The organism is Rhodanobacter sp. C01, assembly GCF_002001045.1.
Taxonomy (GTDB): domain Bacteria; phylum Pseudomonadota; class Gammaproteobacteria; order Xanthomonadales; family Rhodanobacteraceae; genus Rhodanobacter.
The window spans coordinates 288,193-308,211 of record NZ_MUNR01000014.1 but is presented as its reverse complement, the minus strand read 5'-3'; the positions used below and the strand labels follow the sequence as shown (position 1 = coordinate 308,211).

The 20,019-nt window shown below is 64.3% G+C and carries 20 protein-coding genes; 12 read left to right on the top strand and 8 right to left on the bottom strand.

Features of this window, described 5'->3' with window-relative positions; genetic code table 11:
• Nucleotides 1–105 precede the first annotated feature (105 nt).
• From B0E50_RS15530 to B0E50_RS15520, 3 genes are all read left to right on the top strand, one after another.
• Entirely contained in the window at nt 106–2,409 is a 2,304-nt protein-coding gene (locus tag B0E50_RS15530) for a DUF1631 domain-containing protein (RefSeq protein ID WP_077442244.1), read from the top strand.
• Nucleotides 2,406–3,263 carry a carboxylating nicotinate-nucleotide diphosphorylase gene (nadC, locus tag B0E50_RS15525; RefSeq protein ID WP_077442243.1) on the top strand — a complete coding sequence of 286 codons (858 nt, stop codon included), beginning with the start codon at nt 2,406–2,408 and terminating at the stop codon, nt 3,261–3,263. The genes B0E50_RS15530 and nadC overlap by 4 nt, the downstream gene beginning before the upstream one ends.
• Nucleotides 3,264–3,329: 66 nt before the next feature.
• Nucleotides 3,330–3,755, top strand: coding sequence for a DUF3301 domain-containing protein (locus B0E50_RS15520; RefSeq protein WP_077442242.1), 426 nt, complete (start codon nt 3,330–3,332; stop codon nt 3,753–3,755).
• Nucleotides 3,756–3,791: 36 nt separating this feature from the next.
• Here the strand turns inward: B0E50_RS15520 and B0E50_RS15515 are convergent, their stop codons facing one another.
• From B0E50_RS15515 to petA, 5 genes are all read right to left on the bottom strand, one after another.
• Nucleotides 3,792–4,247 (bottom strand): ClpXP protease specificity-enhancing factor, encoded by a 456-nt coding sequence (locus B0E50_RS15515; RefSeq protein WP_254427312.1) that lies wholly within the window; start codon nt 4,245–4,247, stop codon nt 3,792–3,794.
• A complete protein-coding gene (locus B0E50_RS15510; RefSeq protein WP_077442240.1) occupies nt 4,240–4,872 on the bottom strand; it encodes a glutathione S-transferase N-terminal domain-containing protein in 633 nt (210 codons plus the stop codon). Before B0E50_RS15510 ends, B0E50_RS15515 begins: the two co-directional genes overlap by 8 nt.
• A gap of 70 nt (nt 4,873–4,942) precedes the next feature.
• On the bottom strand, nt 4,943–5,671 hold the full coding sequence (locus B0E50_RS15505; RefSeq protein WP_077442239.1) for a cytochrome c1: 729 nt from the start codon (nt 5,669–5,671) through the stop codon (nt 4,943–4,945).
• Between the two features lie 13 nt (nt 5,672–5,684).
• A complete protein-coding gene (locus B0E50_RS15500) occupies nt 5,685–6,986 on the bottom strand; it encodes a cytochrome bc complex cytochrome b subunit (protein ID WP_077442238.1) in 1,302 nt (433 codons plus the stop codon).
• Nucleotides 6,986–7,591, bottom strand: coding sequence for a ubiquinol-cytochrome c reductase iron-sulfur subunit (petA, locus tag B0E50_RS15495; protein ID WP_077442237.1), 606 nt, complete (start codon nt 7,589–7,591; stop codon nt 6,986–6,988). The genes B0E50_RS15500 and petA overlap by 1 nt, the downstream gene beginning before the upstream one ends.
• Nucleotides 7,592–7,746: 155 nt before the next feature.
• Between petA and B0E50_RS15490 the strand changes: the two genes are divergently transcribed.
• Nucleotides 7,747–8,925, top strand: coding sequence for a trypsin-like peptidase domain-containing protein (locus tag B0E50_RS15490; RefSeq protein ID WP_077442236.1), 1,179 nt, complete (start codon nt 7,747–7,749; stop codon nt 8,923–8,925).
• A gap of 1 nt (nt 8,926) precedes the next feature.
• On the opposite strand, the gene B0E50_RS15485 is transcribed toward B0E50_RS15490, so the two are convergent.
• The gene (locus B0E50_RS15485; protein ID WP_254427311.1) at nt 8,927–10,003 is read right to left on the bottom strand and encodes a lytic transglycosylase domain-containing protein; all 1,077 of its coding nucleotides are present in this window, start codon (nt 10,001–10,003) and stop codon (nt 8,927–8,929) included.
• A gap of 327 nt (nt 10,004–10,330) precedes the next feature.
• On the opposite strand from B0E50_RS15485, the gene miaB reads away from it, so the two are divergent.
• Together miaB and B0E50_RS15475 are read left to right on the top strand one after the other, a co-directional pair.
• Nucleotides 10,331–11,674, top strand: coding sequence for a tRNA (N6-isopentenyl adenosine(37)-C2)-methylthiotransferase MiaB (gene miaB, locus B0E50_RS15480; protein WP_077442234.1), 1,344 nt, complete (start codon nt 10,331–10,333; stop codon nt 11,672–11,674).
• 100 nt (nt 11,675–11,774) lie between these two features.
• Nucleotides 11,775–12,920 (top strand): DUF4105 domain-containing protein, encoded by a 1,146-nt coding sequence (locus B0E50_RS15475; protein ID WP_254427346.1) that lies wholly within the window; start codon nt 11,775–11,777, stop codon nt 12,918–12,920.
• 53 nt (nt 12,921–12,973) lie between these two features.
• Here B0E50_RS15475 and murA read toward each other — a convergent pair whose 3' ends face one another.
• Both murA and B0E50_RS15465 read right to left on the bottom strand, forming a co-directional pair.
• The gene (murA, locus tag B0E50_RS15470) at nt 12,974–14,233 is read right to left on the bottom strand and encodes a UDP-N-acetylglucosamine 1-carboxyvinyltransferase (protein WP_077442232.1); all 1,260 of its coding nucleotides are present in this window, start codon (nt 14,231–14,233) and stop codon (nt 12,974–12,976) included.
• 81 nt (nt 14,234–14,314) lie between these two features.
• Complete coding sequence (locus B0E50_RS15465; protein WP_077442231.1) at nt 14,315–14,557, bottom strand: BolA family protein; 243 nt, start codon at nt 14,555–14,557, stop codon at nt 14,315–14,317.
• A 207-nt stretch (nt 14,558–14,764) separates the two neighbouring features.
• Here B0E50_RS15465 and B0E50_RS15460 point away from each other — a divergent pair, with 207 nt between their 5' ends.
• The 6 genes from B0E50_RS15460 to B0E50_RS15435 all read left to right on the top strand — a co-directional run bounded on the left by B0E50_RS15460 (nt 14,765) and on the right by B0E50_RS15435 (nt 19,904).
• The gene (locus B0E50_RS15460; RefSeq protein WP_077442230.1) at nt 14,765–15,775 is read left to right on the top strand and encodes a KpsF/GutQ family sugar-phosphate isomerase; all 1,011 of its coding nucleotides are present in this window, start codon (nt 14,765–14,767) and stop codon (nt 15,773–15,775) included.
• A 45-nt stretch (nt 15,776–15,820) separates the two neighbouring features.
• Nucleotides 15,821–16,360: an HAD hydrolase family protein gene (locus B0E50_RS15455; protein WP_077442229.1), complete on the top strand. Its 540-nt coding sequence runs from the start codon at nt 15,821–15,823 to the stop codon at nt 16,358–16,360.
• Nucleotides 16,357–17,037, top strand: a complete 681-nt coding sequence (gene lptC, locus B0E50_RS15450) for an LPS export ABC transporter periplasmic protein LptC (protein ID WP_077442228.1) — start codon at nt 16,357–16,359, stop codon at nt 17,035–17,037. The genes B0E50_RS15455 and lptC overlap by 4 nt, the downstream gene beginning before the upstream one ends.
• A gap of 13 nt (nt 17,038–17,050) precedes the next feature.
• Nucleotides 17,051–17,629 carry a lipopolysaccharide transport periplasmic protein LptA gene (gene lptA, locus B0E50_RS15445; RefSeq protein WP_343124523.1) on the top strand — a complete coding sequence of 193 codons (579 nt, stop codon included), beginning with the start codon at nt 17,051–17,053 and terminating at the stop codon, nt 17,627–17,629.
• 3 nt (nt 17,630–17,632) lie between these two features.
• A complete protein-coding gene (lptB, locus tag B0E50_RS15440) occupies nt 17,633–18,352 on the top strand; it encodes an LPS export ABC transporter ATP-binding protein (RefSeq protein ID WP_077442226.1) in 720 nt (239 codons plus the stop codon).
• An 88-nt stretch (nt 18,353–18,440) separates the two neighbouring features.
• A complete protein-coding gene (locus tag B0E50_RS15435) occupies nt 18,441–19,904 on the top strand; it encodes an RNA polymerase factor sigma-54 (RefSeq protein WP_077442639.1) in 1,464 nt (487 codons plus the stop codon).
• Nucleotides 19,905–20,019 lie beyond the last annotated feature (115 nt).

Below are 20,019 nucleotides of genomic sequence, written 5' to 3'. Positions count from 1 at the left end.
GCGATCCGCGCATGACACGGACACCTGCTTTGGCTTATCGTCATCATCCTTGCGGAACATCCGGATTCCGGCCGCATCTTGCTGCAATGCTTCAGGGGATTGGCGATGAACGAAGCCAGTGATCCATCCAGAGTCGTCAATCTGAGCCAGCGGATGGACCCCGCCAGCGAGCGGGTGGGCGAGCTGCTCAACGCCGTGCGGAGCATCGCCAACCGACGACTGCAGCAGTGGGTCGGCAATGCCTTCGAGCATGTCGACGATGCATTGTTCGACTTGGCCGAGAAGGCCGAGAACAATGCCGCCCAGATGCACTATTTCGACGGCATGCGCGAAGTGCGCAAGCGCCGCCCATCGGTGGAACGACACTTCCTGAATGCCATCAACCGCAGCCTCGGCGAGCTGACCCACCCGATGCAGCAAAGCGCGGCACCGCCACCCTCGCCTGGAACGGTCGAGCTGTCGCTGGTGGCCGACAACGAGCTGGAGGAATCGCTGGCGATCACCAGCATGACCGGCAAGCACGAATCGCGGCTGGCGCGCGACCTGTTTGCCGTCAACCAGCGGCTGTCGGTGATCTGCGGTGGTCACAAGGTCGACGACGCCAGCAACCCGGTGGCGCCGGCGATCCTGGCACAGACATTTCGCCAGGCGCTGCATGAGCTCAGCGCGGACATGCGGGTCAAGCTGATCATCTACAAGCTGTTCGATCGCTACGTGCTGTCGTCGCTGGAAGAGCTCTATCAGGAAATCAATACCGAACTGGCCCGTGCCGGCGTACTGCCACAGCTGCGGCACACCGTGGTGCGCAGCAACGGCACCCCTGCAGGCGCCACTGGCCATGCAGGCGTTGCGCCGGCCGGCGAGGCCGTGCAGGCAGCTGCCGAGGAATCCAGCGATATCCCGAGCGACCTGCTGCAGACCCTGCATGCCCTGTTCAGTGCGCGCCGCAGTTCCACGGCTCCCTTTGCTGCAGGCAGTGGGGTGATTCCTGGAGCGGCGCCAAGCGGCCCGCTGCCTTCGGCCAACGAGCTGCTCGGCGCGCTCAGCGTGCTGCAGAGTCAGATCGCCACCGCCGGCCCGTTGCCGCTCGCCCAGCCTGATGATGCTGCGGCACTGAGCCGCGAAGTGATGCAGCTGAAGGGACAGCTGCTGAGCCAGATTGGCGCGCTTCGCGGCGAGCGTCCCAGCCATGTCGCCACGATCGACGAGGACACCATCGATCTGGTCGGCATGCTGTTCGAGTTCATCCTGGAAGACCGCAACCTGCCTGCCGAAATGCAGGTCATGCTGGCGCGCCTGCAGATTCCCTACCTCAAGGCGGCGATCCTCGACCGCAAGCTGTTCGCACACCGCCAGCATCCGGCACGCCGGCTGCTGGACTGCCTGGCCGAACAAGCCAAGGGCTGGTCGGAGGAATCCGACCGTGATCACCGATTGCACGACAAGGTGAAATCGGTCGTCGATCATCTGCTGCACGACTTCGACGATGACATGGGCATCTTCGAGCGGTTGCTGGTCGACCTGCAGCAGTTCCAGGATGTCAACAAGCGCCGCTCCGAACTGGCCGAGCAGCGTGTGGCCGAATCCACCCGCGGTCGCGAGAAACTCGAGCAGGCACGCCGGCGTGCCGCCCGAGAAATCATCGATCGGATCGGCGAGCGGAAACTGCCGGCGCTGGTTCATGGCGTGCTGGCCCGGGCGTGGGCCAACCATCTCGTGCTTACCTTGCTGCGTCAGGGCGAGGCCTCGCCGGAGTTTCGCAGTGGCTTGCACTTCGTCGACGACTTCATCGCCAGCACCCGTCCCGTGACCGATCCGGAAAGCCGGCAGGCGTTGCGGCAGATGCTGCCCGGCATCGAACGATCACTGCGCCTGGGCCTGGCCAATGTGGCGTTCCAGGAACACGACGTCGAGCGCCTGCTGGGCCAGCTGCATGCCTACTACCGGCAACAGCTTGGCGAGGCTGTCGAGCCAGCCGAAGTCATCGCCGTCGAGGAGGACGCCACGATGCTGGCGATCCCCGACAGCATCCAGCCGGTCATCGAGCGAAATGCCGAACCGGAGGAAAGCACCGTCGACGACAGCATCGCCGTGCCGCCGGACAGCCCCGAATGGCAACAGGTCCAGGCCTTGCAGCCAGGTGCCTGGCTGGAGTTCAACAACATCGAAGAAGCCATGACCCGCGCGAAGCTGTCGTGGATCAGTCCGATGAGCGGACGCTACCTGTTCGTCAATCGGCGCGGCCTGAAGGTGGCCGATTACTCGCCACATGAACTGGCCATCCTGCTGATCGATGGTCATGCCCGCATATTGGCTGCCAATGCGCTGTTCGATCGCGCATTGAGCGCGATTGTCGGCCGCCTGAGCCAGCCGGACACTCCGTCGGCACCCGCCACAGACACCGAATGACAGCATCGACCCGACCGGCGGCACCCGATACCGCCCAGATCACCTCCGATGTCGAGCACGCCCTGACCGAAGATCTGGGTCAGGGCGATGCCACCGCCGAGCTGCTGCCAGCCAACGCTGACGCGCATGCCGAGTTGACCTGCCGCGACGCGGCGGTGATCGCCGGCACGGCATGGTTCGATGGCTGCTTTCGCCGACTCGATCCGTCCGTGCAGATCGACTGGCACGTCCATGACGGACAGCAGACCAGTCCAGGCACGGTCATCTGCCGCCTGTCCGGCAACGCCCGTGCGCTGGTCAGTGCCGAACGTTCGGCGCTGAACTTCCTGCAGCTGCTGTCCGGTACTGCCACGGTGACCGCCGAGTATGTGACGGCCGTCACTGGCACTGCCGTGCGCATCCTCGATACCCGCAAGACCGTACCGGGCCTGCGCCTTGCCCAGAAATACGCCGTGCGCTGCGGCGGCGGCCACAATCACCGCATCGGTCTGTACGACGCGATCCTGGTCAAGGAAAACCACATCATCGCCGCCGGCAGCATTGCCGCCGCGGTGCAGGCGGCGCGGCAGCTGCATCCGGACCTGTTGCTCGAGGTCGAGGTGGAAAACCTCGACGAACTGACACAGGCAATCGACGCCGGCGTGGACCGGATCATGCTGGACAACTTCAGCCTGCCCCAGATGACGGCAGCCGTGCAGTACACCGCCGGCCGCGTGCCGCTGGAAGTATCCGGCAATGTCGACTTGCACACGATCGGCGAATTCGCGCGTACCGGCGTGGACTTCATCTCGGTCGGCGCCTTGACCAAGCACGTGCGAGCCATCGACCTCTCGCTGCGACTGCAACTGGCCTGATTGCGTCTGGCCTGATCGCGTCCGACGCGGCTTGCACGCGAGTGCGGCCGCCCACACACTGCAGGGATGAGTGATCTATCCAACCTGCTGTTGTTGCTGGTACTCGCAGCCATCGTCGGCCTGTGGCTGAAACTCAGCGTGGCACGTGAGCGCGCCGTTCGGGAAGCTCGGCGGCAGTGCCAGCAACATGGACTGCAACTGCTGGATGAAACGGTCGGCCTGCGCGGCGTACGCCTGCGCCGCATCAACGGTCTGCGCCGGCTCGAACGCTGCTATGGCTTCGAGGTAAGCATCGACGGGCACGACCGCGAGCCGGGGCGCCTGTGGATGTTGGATGACACGATGAGCAGCCTGAGCCTGCCGACGATCGAACTTCTGCCGCCACACGAAGCCCATGACGGATCCACGCCACATGGACCCGCGCTGCCTGCAACAGGCAGCAACGTCGTGCCGTTGCATCCACGCCCGCATGCGGGCGACCGGCTGCATTGAACATGCCTGCGCCTCGCAGGCGGGTGGATCTCGCGGTTACTTGACCACGCGCAGATGCGGTGCGCCACGCTTGGGCTTCTCGGTCCCCTCGTCGGCAGCGGGAGCCGGCGGCGTGTCATCAGGCTCCGGCGTGGACGGTGGCGGAGTATCGCCGCCCTCTTCGTCGGCAGGAAACATCATGCCCTGCCCGTTTTCCTGCGCATACAACGCCAGAATGGCCTTCACCGGAATCTGGATGGACTGGCTGGCGCCCGAAAAACGCGCCTGGAAGCTGACCCATTCGTTGCCCAGGTCCAGGTTCGCCACCGCACGCATGGCCAGGTTCAGCACCACCTGGCCATTCTTGATCACCTGCGGCGGCACCCGCACACCCTGGATGGTGGCATCGACCAACACGTAGGGCGTGAGATTGTTGTCGCTGATCCAGTCGTAGATCGCCCGCAGCAGGTACGGACGATTGGAGCTCATTGCCGCAGTGTCATTCTTACTCATGGGGTTGCCGCATCATCTTTTCCTGATCGGTCATGCTGCGCGCAAAACCCTGGCTATGGAACAGACGCTCGCCGTAATCAATGATCGGCTTGCCGTCACGACCCAGTTCGACCCCCAGCCAGGGCAGTCGCCAGATCACCGGCGCCACCAGACAGTCGACCAGGCTCATTTCCGGATTGAGGAAGAATTTCGACGCCTTGAACAGCGGCAGCGTGGAAAGCAGCTGTTCGCGCAAGCGCTTGCGTGCCGCCTCGGCCGGCCGGCCGCCGGCACGGATGGTATCCACTTCAGGCAACCAGTCCTTCTCGATCCGCACGGCCGCCACGCGCAGGCCCGCACGCGATTGCGGGTCGATCGGCATCAGCGGCGGATGCGGGTAACGCTCGTCGAGGTACTCGCAAACCACCGACGTGTCGAACAGGGTCAGATCACGGTCGACTAGGGTCGGCGTGCTCGCATAGGGGTTGAGGTCGATCAGGTCTTCCGGCGGCCTGGCAGGATCCACCAGCACCCGTTCATAGCTGACTCCCTTGGCGGCCAGCACCAGCCTCGCACGATGACACTGGATGTCATCTGCCGTGGTGTAGAGCGTCAGTACGGTACGCGAGCGAACACTTTGAACCATGCTCGATTCCCCATCAATGAGACGACTGCGGCGGCTCTTGGCCGCCGCAGTCGGATAGTGCCACCCGACTTCAGTGGACGTCCTTCCAGTATTCCTTCTTGAGCATGGCAGCCAGCAAGGTGAAGAACGCCAGGAACAGCAGCACCCAGATGCCGTAGTGGTGGCGCTGCAGCGCGGCCGGCTCGGAAGCGTATTCCAGGAAGCTGGTCAGGTCGCGGGTGGCCTGCTGGAACTGCGCCGGCGTCAGCTTGCCCGGCTTGCTCAGTTCCAGCTTCTCCACCTCATCAGTGCCTGGCTTCATCACCGCCGTCTGCAAGCCCTGCAGCTCCCACAACGGGAACGGCATGGCGGCATTCGGCAACGCGGTGTTGTTCCAGCCGATCGGGCTGTGCGGGTCCAGGTAGAACGAGTTGAGATAGGTATAGACCCAGTCCGAACTCTTCGCACTCACTTCCAGCGAGAGATCCGGCGGAGCCTTGCCGAACCACTTGCCGGCCGATTCGGCGGGCATGTGCGAGATCACCGGGTCGTCGAACCTGGCCCCGGTGAAGTTGAGGTTCTGCATTACCTCCTGTTCGGAAAGGCCCAGGTCCTCGGCGATGCGCGAGTAGCGCACATACTTCAGCGAGTGGCAGCCGACGCAGTAGTTGAAGAACAGCCTGGCGCCGCGCTGCAGCGAGGCCTGGTCGCGCACGTCGGCACCGGACTTGAGCAGCCCGCCTTCGCCTTCGGCATGTGCCGGCACGCCGCCGACCAGCAGACCGAGTGCCAGCGCAGCCGCGGAGAGGAAATGCTTCATCGTGATCTGCCGCTTAGTCATGCATCGTCACCCGATCCGGAACCGGCTTGGTCTTTTCCCAGCCGAAATGCGTGTAGGCCCAAAGGAATGCGAAGAAGCCGAAGTAAAGCAGCGTCATCAGGCGACCGAACGCGTTTTCCCAGGTCGTCAGGTCGACGTTGCCGAACCACTCGGGGATCACTTCCGCGGTGATGCCGGCACCAACCGAACCGAGGCCCAGGAAGGCGATCACGAACACACCCAGCGCCACCTTGTAGCCGGTGCCGCGGTAGCGGATCGACTTGACCTGGCCACGATCGAACCACGGTAGCAGGAACAGCACCGCAATCGCGCCGAACATGGCCAGCACGCCCCACACGGCCGTGCCCGCGAACGACGGGATCATCCGCACGATCGCGTAGAACGGAGTGAAGTACCACACCGGCTTGATTTCGGCCGGGGTGACCAGGTTGTTGGCCATGATCGAGTTGTCGTGCTCGAGGAACCAGCCGCCGAAGGTCGGCGCGAAGAAGATGATGAACGCCGCGATCAGCAGGAAGAAGCCCACGCCGACCAGGTCCTTCACCGTGTAGTACGGATGGAACGGAATGCCGTCAGTCGGCTTCAGCGCGTCCCAGCGGTTGCCCTTGGGCCCCTTCTTGATCTCGACGCCATCGGGATTGTTCGAACCCACTTCGTGCAACGCGGCCAGGTGCAGCACCACCAGCAGCAGCAGCACGATCGGCAACGCGATCACGTGCAATGCGAAGAAGCGGTTCAGCGTGGCATCGGCCGGCAGGAAGTCGCCCATGATCCATTCGACCAGGGTGCCGCCGATCACCGGGATGGTGCCGAACAGCGACACGATCACCTTGGCACCCCAGAACGACATGTTGCCCCACGGCAGCACGTAGCCCATGAAGGCTTCGGCCATCAGCACCAGGAAGATCAGCATGCCGAGCAGCCACACCAGCTCGCGCGGCTTCTTGTACGAGCCGTACATGATGCCGCGGAACATGTGCAGGAACACCACCACGAAGAACAGCGAGGCACCGGTGGAGTGCATGTAGCGGATCAGCCAACCCCACTCCACGTCACGCATGATGTACTGCACCGAGTCGAAGGCTCCCGCCGCGCTCGGGTTGTAGTTCATGGTGAGGAAGATGCCGGTGACGATCTGGTTGATCAGCACCACCAACGCCAGCGAGCCGAAGTAGTACCAGAGATTGAAGTTCTTCGGCGCGTAGTACTCGGTCATGTGCTTGCGGTAGGTCGGCGCAAGGTTCGGCGCACGCTCGTTGACCCAGTCGCCGATGCTCGTGAATACGTTGGCCATTACGCAGCCCCCTTCGGATCCACGCCAATCTGGATGGTGGTGTCGTCAATGAAGTTGTAAGGCGGGATTTCCATGTTCTTCGGCGCCGGCACACCCTGGTACACGCGACCGGCCATGTCGTAGCGCGAATGGTGGCACGGGCAGTAGTAGCCGCCCTGCCAGTTCGGATCGAACGGCTCGGGCTTCATCTCGCCCACGTAGTTCGGCACGCAACCAAGGTGGGTGCAGATGCCGACCATCACCAGCCACTCGGGCTTGATCGAGCGGGTTTCGTTCTGTGCGTATTTCGGCTGCTGGGCGGCCGAGCTGCCATCCGACTTCGGATCGACCAGTCGCGGCGCCTGCTGCGGCAACGCGGCCAGCTGCGCCGGCGTGCGATTGACGATGAAGACCGGCAGACTGCGCCAGCCCACGATCAGCTGCTGACCGGACTCGATCTTTTTCAGTGACTGGGTGACCGGAGCACCAGCGGCCTTGGCACGTGCGCTGGGTTCCCACGACTTGATGAAGGGCACAGCTGCCGACACGATCCCGATGCCACCAACCACCGCGGTGGTTGCTGTCAGGAAGCGGCGGCGGCCATGATCGACGACTTCGTTCGCCATCAGGCTCTCCGGTACTTGCATGGTAGGGTTTTGGGCCCCGCAAAAATCGCGTTAGTGTAGCGTCAGCCCCAGCCCCGTACAATAAAACCACATCCCGGCGAAAGTCGATCCGCCGTGACCCTCGCCATGATTTGCCGGAACACCTTCTCCTCGACATGAAACATGCCGCCGGCACGCTCGCCTTCATCGCACGCTGCGTCATCCTCGGTCTGGCGATGGCGTTCGTGGTCGGCCTGTTCTGGCCGGGCAGCGGCGAGCGCATGCGCGCGCGTTTTGGCCTGACCGCGACCAAGCCACCGGTAGCTGCCACCGCACCCGCCGTCAGCGGCCCGGTCTCGTACGCAAATGCCGTGGCGATCGCCGCCCCCTCGGTGGTGAACATCTACGCGAACAAGATCGTCACCGAACCGGCGGTGAAGATGTACGACAACCCGGTCCTGCAGCAGTTGCTCGGCGGCCAGCCCACGACCTACAAGCACAGCGAACAGACTCTCGGCTCTGGCGTCATTGTCAGCGCGCAGGGCCAGGGTTACGTGCTGACCAACAACCACGTGATTGCCCACGCCTCCGACATCCAGGTGTTGCTCTACGACGGTCGCATCGCCCAAGCCACCCTGGTAGGGGCGGATGAGGAAACCGATCTTGCTGTCCTGAAGATCGAAGCCGTCAACCTGCCGGTAATCCGCATGGCCGATCAGCAGTCGTTGCGCGCCGGCGACGTGGTGCTGGCGATCGGCAACCCGCTCGGCCTCAACCAGACCGTGACCATGGGCATCGTCAGCGCCGTGGGGCGCCAGCTGAACAGCTCGAGCGCCGAGGATTTCATCCAGACCGACGCCGCGATCAATCCGGGCAACTCCGGCGGTGCGCTGATCAATACCGAGGGTGAACTGATCGGCATCAACACCTTGCTGATCGGCAATGCGGCCGGTGCCGAGGGCATCGGTTTCGCGATCCCGGTCGCCACCGCCCGCAAGGTGCTGGATCAGCTGATCACCACCGGCCACGTCGTGCGCGGCTGGCTGGGCGCCGATTATGCGTTCGTGCCGCTGGCCGCCAACGGCGGCCTGCCGGCTGCGGCGCGCGGCGTCCAGGTCAGCGAAGTCTATCCCGGCGGTCCGGCGGCGCAGGCCGGCATCAAGCCACGCGACATCCTGCTTCAGATCGGCGACACCGACATTCTCGACCCATCCGACCTGCGCCGGCGCGAAGCCGCGATCAAGCCGGGCAGCAAGGTCGAGGTCTCGGGCCTGCGCGATGGTGTCCCGTTCCACATCGAAGTCACCCTGGCGCAACGGCCAACGACCAGCACCAGTCCATCTTTGGGCAATTGATTCAACCCGCGCCGCGCGCGGCGAGCGTCGGATGGATGGCCGCGCCATAGCGCTTGCGCAGGGTTTCCACACGCTCCACATACACCTGGGTTTCCGCATACGGCGGTACGCCGCTGTAGCGCTGCACGGCACCGGGCCCGGCGTTGTAGGCAGCGGCAGCCAGTCGCTCGCTGCCGTTGAAGTTGTGCAGCAGCAGGCTCAGGTAACGCGCACCGCCACGAATGTTCTGCTCGGTATTGAAGGCGTCGAGCACACCCATGTCGCTGGCCGTGGCCGGCATCAGCTGCATCAGTCCCTGCGCTCCCTTCAGTGACAGCGCACGCGGGTTGAATGCGCTCTCGGCGTGGATGATCGCGCGCAGGAACGCCTCGTCGACTCCATATTCCACGCTGGCTGCGCGGATCGTATCGGCATAGGCGGTCAGATTGAGCGAGACACTGCCCCAGCGGATCGTCGAATGCAGGTCGCAGGCAACACAGGTCGCGAGATAGCTGAAGAGCATGGTCACGGTACGTCCCTTCTGGCCGTCCGGACGCAGGTTGGTGTACTCCACGCTGCCATCGGCACGCACGATGCGGTAGACCGCGCCACGCAGAATGCGGCTGCCGGGGTCTTCCGCCACGGCAGCCAGCGGAGCCTCGGCACCATGCGATTCGTGATAACTCCATTGTCCAGGCGTGCCGGCGGCAACGGCTGCAAGCGGGAGCTTGGCCGTGGTCTCGACCGAGCCATGCACTGCCGCCAGCGAGGCGCGCTGCACCTGTGCCTCGCCGAGATGGCGCGCACTGCTTTCGACTGAACCTTGCACATTGGCAAGCGAAGTCGACTCCAGACTCTCAGCCACCAGAGGGCGTGCCGTGGTCTCGACCGAACCGGTCACCCCGGTCAGCCCGACACGTGGCGGGGGTACCAGGCGAGCAGGTGCCGGCGTGGCATAAGTGCTGATCGCCTTGCAACCGTGGTAACCCACCTTGCTGCTGCTGTATGCCACCTCGCCGCTGGCACCAGTGCACTGGTACAGCGTGCCGGCCCGTGCCCCGGCGCTCCAGCAGCCGATCCACAGCAGCGCACAGCCCATCACGACCCTTGAAAGGATCGCGTTTGATGGGAAGCCCCTGGCAGGCCGATCGACGCTTCCCCCGTGACTTGCAACGTCGAGCATGGGCGCAGTGTGCCGCCATGCACTGCCAACGCCAAGTGCGCGGTCGCCATTTCGTGCGTCGTGCAGCATTCGCCGAACGCCTGGACCACACAACACTCGGGACGGCCGCCCGGCGCCGCGCCAGTTGCCGCAAGTGCTTGATCTGACATGCCTGATCGACTGGCAGGCCTGCTTGCAGACAGGTAAACTGCGGAGTTCAGCGGATTGCACCTACTGCTTCACGAACCACGGTATTCCCACGTCATGAGCGGCAAGCTTTTCATCAAGACCCACGGCTGCCAGATGAACGAGTACGACTCGGCCAAGATGGCCGACGTGCTCAAGGCGTCGCATGGCATGGAATTGACCCAGGACGAGTCCGAGGCCGACGTGATCCTGATCAACACCTGCTCGATCCGCGAGAAGGCGCAGGAAAAGGTGTTCAGCCAGCTCGGCCGTTGGAAACATCACAAGAAGGATGGCAAGCCGGTGCTGATCGGTGTGGGCGGCTGCGTGGCCTCGCAGGAGGGCGACGCGATCGTCAAGCGCGCGCCGTATGTGGACTTGGTGTTCGGCCCGCAGACCCTGCATCGCCTGCCCGAGCTGATCGAGAAGCAACGCATCAGCGGCAAGCCGCAGGTCGACATCAGCTTTCCCGAGATCGAGAAGTTCGACCGCCTGCCCGAGCCGCGCGCCGAAGGCCCGACCGCGTTCGTCTCGATCATGGAAGGTTGCTCGAAATACTGCAGCTACTGCGTGGTGCCGTACACCCGTGGCGAGGAGCTCAGCCGTCCGTTCGACGACGTGATTGTCGAGGTGGCCCAGCTCGCCGCGCAGGGCGTGCGCGAGGTCAACCTGCTCGGCCAGAACGTCAACGCCTATCGCGGTCCGACCCACGATGGCGGCATCGCGGACCTCGCCGTGCTGATCCACGCGATCGCGCAGATCGACGGCATCGGTCGCATCCGCTTCACCACCTCGCATCCGCTGGAATTTTCCGACTCGCTGATCGAGGCGTATGCCAACGTGCCGCAGCTGGCGAACTACCTGCACTTGCCGGTGCAGGCCGGCTCCGACCGCATCCTCAGCGCTATGAAGCGCGGCTACACCGCGCTGGAGTTCAAGCAGAAGATCCGCAAGCTGCGTGCAGTGCGCCCGGATATCTGCGTGTCCTCCGACTTCATCGTCGGCTTCCCCGGCGAGACTGCCGAGGATTTCGAGAAGACCATGAAGCTGATCGACGACATCGGCTTCGACCAGAGCTTCTCCTTCATCTTCTCCTCGCGCCCCGGCACGCCGGCGGCGAATCTGGCTGACGATACGCCCGCGACGGAGAAGCATGCGCGACTGACCCGACTGCAGGCGACCATCAACGCGAACGCGAAGAAGATCAGCCAGGCGATGATCGGCAGCGTGCAGCGCGTGCTGGTGGAGAAGCCCAGCACCCGCGATGCAAGCGAATTGACCGGACGCACCGAGAACATGCGCTTCGTCAACTTCCCGGGCCATCCGCGGCTGATCGGCCAGTTCGTCGACGTGGTGATCACCGAGGCGATGAGCAACTCGCTGCGTGGTCGCCTGCAGCTGACTGACGACGTGGCTGCCTGATACGTTCTTCGCACGACACCCCGCGCCCTCCTGCCAAGGCTCCCGTCGCATGCATCGCACCGGTCACACCCTGCTGCTGTTCGTGCTGTTGTTGTTCGGCATGTTTCCCAACGCCCATGCCAGTGTCGCCAATGCTCCCGGTGCCAACCTTGAAGTGTCGCTGATCACCTATGGTCCCGGCGCCACCTATTGGGAACGCTTCGGCCACGATGCGATCGAGTTGCGCGACAGCGCCTCGGGCGAAGCGGTCGACTTCAACTACGGCGTGTTCGATTTCAACGAGTCGAACTTCTTCCTCAACTTCGCCCGCGGTCGCATGCATTACCTGATGGATGCGGGGTACAGCGAACTCGAGCAGGCCAGTTATATGCAGGACGGTCGTTCGGTGACGCGCCAGCGGCTGGCACTGAACGCCGACCAGGCCGCTGCGCTGCGCGACTTTCTGCTGTGGAACCTGCGCCCCGAAAACGCCGGTTACAACTACGACTACTACGCCGACAATTGCACTACCCGCGTGCGCGACGCGTTGAACCATGTGCTTGGCGGAGCGCTGAAAGCACAGCTCGCGGCACGTGCTGGCGGCATGACCTATCGCCAGCAGACCGCCCGCCTGATGAGCGCGCAACCGTGGCTTATGCTGGTGATGGATCTTGGCCTGGGGCCGTATGCCGACCAGCCGCTCAACGCCTGGCAGGAAAGTTTCCTGCCGATGGTGCTGCAGGCGCAATTGCGCGACGTGCACCTCGACAACGGCCAGCCATTGCTGCTGGGCGAACATCTGCTGTCACCCAACCGGCTCGAAGTGCCTCCAGCCACCGCGCCCGACCTGCGCCTGCCACTGGCATTCGCCGGGCTGTTGATCGCCGCACTGATCGTCACGGCACGACGCTGGTGGCCTACCGGTTACGCGCTGCTCGGCACGCTGTACCTGCTCGCGGCCGGCCTCGTCGGTATTCTGCTGCTGGTGCTGTGGACGCTGACTGCGCACCACTCGGCCTGGGCCAACGCCAACCTGCTGCTGTTCAATCCGCTGGCGTTCCTGCTGCTGCCGACATTGTGGCGGTCACGTCGCGGGCTTGCCGCGTCACGCTTCATCGATGGCGTACTCGCATTGCAACTGCTCGCCGCGCTGGTCGCGATTCTGCTGCATCTGTTGCCCGGCGTCGTGCAGCAGAACCAGCCGTGGCTGCTGCTCGCGCTGCCCTGCTGGCTGGCGCTGGCGTGGAGTCTTCGACGCAATAACTGACTTCAGAGGGCCTCGGCACCATTCCTGGAGCCGAAGCTCTGCAAGCGGATCGACTAATTCGGCAGACGGCGGATCTTCGCACCAAGCACACCGAGCTTCTCCTCGATGTTCTCGTAGCCGCGGTCGATGTGATAGACGCGGTCGACGATGGTATCGCCCTTCGCCACCAGGCCGGCCAGCACCAGGCAGGCCGAGGCGCGCAGGTCGGTGGCCATGATCGGTGCGCCGCTCATCTGCGCGACGCCCTGCACCACAGCGGTATTGCCTTCAAGTCTGATGTCTGCGCCGAGCCGCTGCAGTTCCTGCGCGTGCATGAAACGGTTCTCGAACACGGTTTCGGTCACCACGCCGGTACCTTCGGCGACACAGTTGAGCGCGGTGAACTGTGCCTGCATGTCGGTCGGGAACGCCGGATACGGCGCCGTGCTGATGTTGACCGCCTTCGGCCGGCGACCACCCATGTCCAGCTCGATCCAGTCGTCGCCGGTCGATATATGCGCACCGGATTCTTCCAGCTTGGCCAGCACCGCGTCCAGCGTGTCGGCGCGGGCATGCCGCGCACGCACCTTGCCGCCGGTCATCGCCGCACCGACCAGGTAAGTACCGGTCTCGATGCGGTCGGGTAGTACCTCGTGTTCGGCGCCATGCAGGCGCTCGACGCCATGGATCACCATGGTCGACGTGCCAACACCCTCGATCTGCGCACCCATCGCGATCAGGCAATGCGCCAGATCGACCACCTCCGGTTCCTGCGCAGCGTTCTCGATCACCGTGGTGCCCTGCGCCAGGGTCGCCGCCATCATGATGTTCTCGGTGCCGGTGACGGTGACCATGTCCATCACGATGCGCGCGCCCTTCAGCCGCGAAGCCTTCGCCTTGATATAGCCGTTCTCGACCGTGATGTCGGCGCCCAGCGCCTGCAGGCCGCGAATGTGCTGGTCGACCGGGCGCGAACCGATCGCGCAACCACCAGGCAGGGAGACCTCGGCCTGGCCGAAGCGCGCCACCAGCGGACCCAGCACCAGGATCGAGGCACGCATCGTGCGCACCAGATCGTACGGTGCGACGCAGGTGCTGGTGGTGCGCGGATCGACGTGCATCTTCATGCGGTCGTCCAGCACCAGTTGCACACCCATCTGGCCCAGCAGCTCGATGAAGGTGGTGACGTCATGCAGATGCGGCACGTTGCCGATGCTGACCGGTTCATCAGCCAGCAGGCAGGCGGCAAGAATCGGCAACACGGCGTTCTTGGCGCCGGAAATGCCGACCTCGCCTTGAAGCGGCACGCCGCCACTGATCAGGATCTTGGCCATTGTTTTCCTATACTTGTGCGCTCCTCCATGAGCGCAAAGAAGAACCGGCATCCATGCCGGACTTTTCAATTCGAGCGGAGATCACCCTCGGCGCGCCGCGACTTCCTCGGGTGTCAGGGTTTTCAACGCCAGCGCGTGGATCGCGCCACCCATCAGGTCGCCCAGGGTGGCGTAGACCAGCCGATGCCTTGCCAGCGGCAGCTTGCCGGCAAACTGGCCGGCCACCACGGTCGCCTCGAAATGCACACCATCAGCACCACTGACCTCGACCTGTGCTCCGGGCAAGCCGTTTTCGATCATTGCCTGGATGCTGGCTGGGTCCATCGAGGGTGTTCCATGCGTAAGTCTGGGTCGGCACGGCACGGATTGCGGCGATTGCCCAATCCAACGCGCGTACTTATGACGTTAAAATGCGAATATGCCATGGTAATGGAAATCCACTGGCACAGAAACGACGGTGTCAGCAGATCGACATGATCCGATGCCCGCCGTCAGGCATTTCCGGCATCAGCCCTCCTTTCCCGAGCCTCCATGAACGCACGCATCGCACCAGCCACCCCGATCGACCTGAACCCGGATGCCATCGCCCGCAGCGCCCGCGCGGTGATCGCCACCGAGGCGGAGGCAGTGCAGGCATTGGAGTCACGGATCGGAACGGACTTTGTCGAGGCCTGCCGGCTGATCCTGGCCTGCAAGGGCCGCGTGATCGTCAGCGGCATGGGCAAATCCGGGCATGTGGCGCGCAAGATTGCCGCCACCCTGGCCTCCACCGGCACGCCGGCGTTCTTCGTGCACCCGGGCGAGGCCAGCCACGGCGACCTCGGCATGATCCTGCCGCAGGACGTGGTACTGGCGCTGTCCTATTCCGGCGAGACCGACGAGCTGCTGTTCATCCTGCCGGTGATCAAGCGGCAGGGCATCCCGCTGATCGCAATCACCGGCAAGCCGAACTCCTCGCTGGCGACCCAGGCCGATGTGCATCTGGACGGCAGCATTTCCAGCGAAGCCTGTCCGCTGGGCCTCGCGCCGACCACCAGCACCACCGTTGCACTGGTGCTAGGCGACGCGCTGGCGATCGCGCTGCTGGAAGCACGCGGCTTCACCTCCGACGATTTCGCCCGCTCGCATCCCGCCGGCAGCCTGGGCCGGCGCCTGCTGCTGCACATCAGCGACGTGATGCACACCGGTGACGACGTGCCACGGGTGTCGCCGGACGCCAGTCTGACCGCCGCGCTGGTCGAGATGACCCGCAAACACCTCGGCATGACCGCCGTGGTCGATGCCGGACAGCGCCTGCTCGGCGTATTCACCGACGGCGATCTGCGCCGCGCGCTGGACGATGTGGGTGTGGACCTGCGCGGTGCCACCGTGGCGGAACTGATGACCCGTGGCCCGAAGACGATCGGTGCCGACAAGCTGGCAGCCGAAGCCGCACAGCTGATGGAGAAGCACCAGATCCATGCACTGCTGGTGGTGGATGACGAGCAACGCGTGGTCGGCGCGCTGAACATTCATGATCTGCTCCGTGCACGTGTGGTCTGATCACACGTTCCCGTCCATAACCCCAGCACGAGCCCATCACATCCCATGTACCTGGCCGACCTTCCCGCCGACATCCTCGCCCGCGCTGTCAAGGTTCGTCTGGCCGTGTTCGACGTCGACGGCACCCTGACCGACGGACGCCTGTGGTACGGCGAGGACGGGCGCGAAACCAAGGTGTTCCACGTGCATGACGGCTTTGGCCTGAAACGGCTGCAGGCCAACGGCGTGCAGGTGGCACTGATCACCGCCCGGATCAGCCATCCGGTCGCGCTGCGTGCCGAAGAACTGGATATCGCCCATGTCTACCAGGGCCAGGGCGACAAGCGGGCCTGCCTGCTGGAACTGCTCGACGCGCTGCATCTCGCGCCGGAACAGGCTGCCTTCATTGGCGACGACCTGCCCGACCTGCCGCCGATGCGGATGGCCGGCCTGGCGGTAGCGGTGGCCAATGGTCACCCGTGGGTGGCCGAACAGGCGCACTGGCATACCTCCAAGAGCGGCGGACAGGGCGCCGCGCGCGAGGTGTGCGACCTGATCCTGCATGCACAGGGCAAGAGCGCGGCCGAACGGGAGCACTGGCAGTGACCTTGCGGCTCTGGCTGCGCGACCGGCGCGTGCCGGCCGCGATCATCGTGATCGGGCTTGCTGTCGGCGTCCTTCAGCTGCTGCTGTGGTGGACGCAAGGAGCGCCTGCAGAGCACGATTTTGTCGGGCCGCCACGCTCCGGCTATACGCTGATCAATTCCCGCGTGACCGAATACGATGTCGACGGCCTGCCCGGCTTGCGGGTGCAGTCGCCGCACCTGGAGCGGCGCGAAGGCGACGAATCGCTGTATCTCAACTCACCGACCTTCCAGATGCCGGCCAAGCAACCCGGCGTTCCGGACTGGGATGGGAAATCACAATACGGCTGGGTCAACCAGCAAGGCACCCTGCTCAAGCTGCAGGGGCCGGTGTATATCCATCGCCCGCCCTATACCGACGCCCACGGGGTCGCGCAAGCCGAAACCACCATGCACACCTCCGAAATAACCGCGTGGCCGAAAGAAAACCGCATGGAAACCGCGGAGCCAGCGCACATCGTGCAAGGCGAACGTACAATGACCGGGATAGGCATGCGTGCCAACCTCAACGATAACCATCTGGAGCTGCTTGATGCCTCCCACATCACTTTTCCGCCGCGCACGCCCAAACCGTCTTCGGCTCGGCCTGCTAGTCCTGGGACTGTTCGTGCTGCAACCGGCACTGGCCAAGCAAAGTGACCGCAGCCAGCCGATGGATCTGCACGCCACCAAAACAGACGGCTTCAATGCACCCAACACCATCACCACGCTGACCGGCCACGTCATCGCCACTCAGGGCACGCTCAAGGCCACCGGTGACAAGGCACTCGTCTATATAGATGGCGACACCCAGATCAGCCGCATCGTGATCACGGTCGACAAGGGCAAGCTGGCGCACATCGAGCAGGTTGACGATGCCGGAAACCTGATGACGGGCGATGCCGACAAACTGGACTATGACAATATCAACGGCATTGCGGTGCTGACCGGCCACGCGGTGGTTCATCAGCAGGGTCGCGGCGAGGCGCATGGCGACAAGCTCACCTACAACACGCAGACCGCTTACATGACCGGTGACAGCCAGGGCGACGGCCAGGTGCACATGATCTTCCTGCCGAAGCCGAAACCGGCTACCGCCAGCCCAGCTCCGGCGAAGACTGCCAGCCCGGCCAATGCCAAAGCGACACCATCCACCGCCAAGCCTGCTTCCGCTTCAAGTACCCCGGCCACGCCGAGTACGGTGTCGGCACCGGCCAGCAGCAGCTCGACTCCAGCGAAGGGACAACCGTAACCCATGCTCTCCGCCGAAGGTCTGCAGAAAAGTTTCAAGGCGCGCATGGTGGTGCGGGACTTTGCCTTCTCGATCCGCGAAGGCGAGGTGGTCGGGTTGCTCGGGCCCAATGGTGCCGGCAAGACCACCTGCTTCTACATGATCGTTGGCCTGATCGAGGCCGACGCCGGCAGCATCAAGCTGGACAAGCAGGACATCACCGGCCTGCCGATGCACGCGCGTGCCAAGCTCGGCATCGGCTACCTGCCGCAGGAGGCCTCGGTGTTCCGCCGGCTGAGCGTGGCGGACAACATCATGGCGGTACTGGAGCTGCGTACCGGCCTCACCGAACAGCAGCGCAGCAGTGAACTGGAAAGCCTGCTGGACGAACTCAAGATCGCGCATATCGCCGATCAGCGCGGTATCAGCCTGTCCGGTGGCGAGCGCCGTCGCGTGGAAATCGCCCGCGCGCTGGCCGCGCAACCGCGCTACATGCTGCTGGACGAACCGTTTGCCGGCGTCGACCCGATCTCGGTCGGCGAAATCCAGCGCATCGTGCGGCACCTGAAGGAACGCGGCATCGGCGTGTTGATCACCGACCACAACGTGCGCGAGACACTGGGCATCTGTGACCGCGCCTACATCATGAACGACGGCGAGGTACTGTCCCGCGGTACCCCTGCGCACATCCTGGCCGACGAGAAGGTCCGCGAGGTCTATCTGGGTCGCGAGTTCCGCCTCTGACCCTCCCCTTCGGCCTCCTGCCTGTGGGCTATGGCCGCGTCTGCGGGCAAGCGCTAGGATGGCCGCGAGTTCATTCGACCCGGCCGGCATGAAACCCGCACTGCAGTTTCGCCTCCACCAGCAGTTGACCCTGACGCCGCAACTGCAGCAGGCGATCCGCTTGTTGCAGCTGTCGCAGCTGGAGCTGGAAGCCGAACTGCGACAGATCGCCGAGGGCAATCCGCTGCTCGAATTCGCCGAAGAGGCCGAGGACGAGGAAACGGCCGATCGCGAAAGCGCCGAAAGCGAATACCCGAGCGCCGAAAGTGTCGCTACCGCGGGCAGCCAGAACGACGGCGATGATGGTACCGAATGGGCCGATGGCGCCGTAGCCGAATCACCGATGGATTTTTCCAGCAGCAGCGTCGGCAGCTCCGGCAGTCCCGGTTCGCGCGGCGATGATGATTTCGAGCCGCAGAACGCAGCTCCCGAGACTTTGCAGCAGCATCTGCTGTGGCAGCTCAACATGGCTTCGTTCAACCCGCGCCAGCATCTGATCGCGACCGTGCTGATCGACTCACTGGATGCCTCCGGCTACCTGTCCGAGGGCATCGAGGCCGTGCTGGCGATACTGCCGCCCGACCTGAAGGTCAGCCCCGGTGAAATCGACGCCGTGCGGCGTCGATTGCAGGGTTTCGACCCCGCCGGCGTCGGCAGCCTGGATCTGCGCGACTGCCTGCGCGTGCAACTGGAACAGTTCGACTCGGACACGCCGCAGCGCGAGCTGGCTCTGCGCCTGGTCGACAGCGAGCTGGAATTGCTCGCGCGCAACGACATCGCACGGCTGGCCCGGCGCCTGCATGCTGGCGAGGACGATGTGGCCGCCGCCGCCGTGTTGATCCGCAGCCTCGACCCGCGCCCCGGCGCCGCCCTCGATGCCACCCCTGTGGAATACGTGGCACCGGATGTCTACGCCCTGCGCGACGGCAGCCGCTGGCGGGTCAGCCTGAATCCGGACGTGCAGCCGCGACTGGGGCTGAACCAGCACTACTGCGGCCTGATCGCGCAGGCGCGCGGCGAGGATGCCAGCTGGATGCGCGGCCAGCTGCAGGAGGCGCGCTGGCTGATCAAGAGTCTGGAATCGCGCGCCGAAACCCTGATCAAGGTGGCCGAAGCCATCGTGCGCCGGCAGAGCGCCTTCCTCGATTACGGTCCCGAGGCGATGCACCCGTTGGTGCTGCGCGAGGTGGCCGAGGAAGTGGGCATGCATGAATCGACCATCTCGCGTGTCACCACCCGCAAGTACATCCATACCCCGCGCGGCACGTTCGAACTGAAATATTTCTTTTCCAGCGGAGTATCCACCGAGGACGGCGGCAGCGCCTCGGCCACCGCCATCCAGGCCATGTTGCGCAAGCTGATCGATGCCGAGGATGCGCGCAGGCCGCTGTCCGACCAGGCCATTGCCGAGGAACTGCAACGCAAGGGTATCCAGGTCGCCCGCCGTACCGTCGCCAAATACCGCGAAGGGCTGCGCATCCCCAGCTCCAGCGAACGACAGCGTGCCGGCTGACCCGCATGAAAAACCGTGCGGGAACTTGGTTACCGGAGAGCGTTCCCATACCTTACGAAGAGAATGATTGACGATGTACCGCCGCCATACCAGCCACGGTACGTCAAACCCGCCG

Bases quoted from the DNA above. Each gene is read 5' to 3' on its own strand.
- B0E50_RS15520 (WP_077442242.1), top strand. From the start codon at position 3,330: ATGAGTGATCTATCCAACCTGCTGTTGTTGCTGGTACTCGCAGCCATC.
- murA (WP_077442232.1), bottom strand. From the start codon at position 14,233: ATGGCCAAGATCCTGATCAGTGGCGGCGTGCCGCTTCAAGGCGAGGTC.
- B0E50_RS15490 (WP_077442236.1), top strand. From the start codon at position 7,747: ATGAAACATGCCGCCGGCACGCTCGCCTTCATCGCACGCTGCGTCATC.
- nadC (WP_077442243.1), top strand. From the start codon at position 2,406: ATGACAGCATCGACCCGACCGGCGGCACCCGATACCGCCCAGATCACC.
- lptA (WP_343124523.1), top strand. From the start codon at position 17,051: ATGGATCTGCACGCCACCAAAACAGACGGCTTCAATGCACCCAACACC.
- petA (WP_077442237.1), bottom strand. From the start codon at position 7,591: ATGGCGAACGAAGTCGTCGATCATGGCCGCCGCCGCTTCCTGACAGCA.
- lptB (WP_077442226.1), top strand. From the start codon at position 17,633: ATGCTCTCCGCCGAAGGTCTGCAGAAAAGTTTCAAGGCGCGCATGGTG.
- B0E50_RS15435 (WP_077442639.1), top strand. From the start codon at position 18,441: ATGAAACCCGCACTGCAGTTTCGCCTCCACCAGCAGTTGACCCTGACG.
- B0E50_RS15515 (WP_254427312.1), bottom strand. From the start codon at position 4,247: ATGAGTAAGAATGACACTGCGGCAATGAGCTCCAATCGTCCGTACCTG.
- B0E50_RS15510 (WP_077442240.1), bottom strand. From the start codon at position 4,872: ATGGTTCAAAGTGTTCGCTCGCGTACCGTACTGACGCTCTACACCACG.
- B0E50_RS15460 (WP_077442230.1), top strand. From the start codon at position 14,765: ATGAACGCACGCATCGCACCAGCCACCCCGATCGACCTGAACCCGGAT.
- B0E50_RS15485 (WP_254427311.1), bottom strand. From the start codon at position 10,003: ATGGGCTGTGCGCTGCTGTGGATCGGCTGCTGGAGCGCCGGGGCACGG.
- B0E50_RS15475 (WP_254427346.1), top strand. From the start codon at position 11,775: ATGTTTCCCAACGCCCATGCCAGTGTCGCCAATGCTCCCGGTGCCAAC.
- B0E50_RS15465 (WP_077442231.1), bottom strand. From the start codon at position 14,557: ATGGACCCAGCCAGCATCCAGGCAATGATCGAAAACGGCTTGCCCGGA.
- B0E50_RS15530 (WP_077442244.1), top strand. From the start codon at position 106: ATGAACGAAGCCAGTGATCCATCCAGAGTCGTCAATCTGAGCCAGCGG.
- miaB (WP_077442234.1), top strand. From the start codon at position 10,331: ATGAGCGGCAAGCTTTTCATCAAGACCCACGGCTGCCAGATGAACGAG.
- B0E50_RS15500 (WP_077442238.1), bottom strand. From the start codon at position 6,986: ATGGCCAACGTATTCACGAGCATCGGCGACTGGGTCAACGAGCGTGCG.
- B0E50_RS15505 (WP_077442239.1), bottom strand. From the start codon at position 5,671: ATGAAGCATTTCCTCTCCGCGGCTGCGCTGGCACTCGGTCTGCTGGTC.
- B0E50_RS15455 (WP_077442229.1), top strand. From the start codon at position 15,821: ATGTACCTGGCCGACCTTCCCGCCGACATCCTCGCCCGCGCTGTCAAG.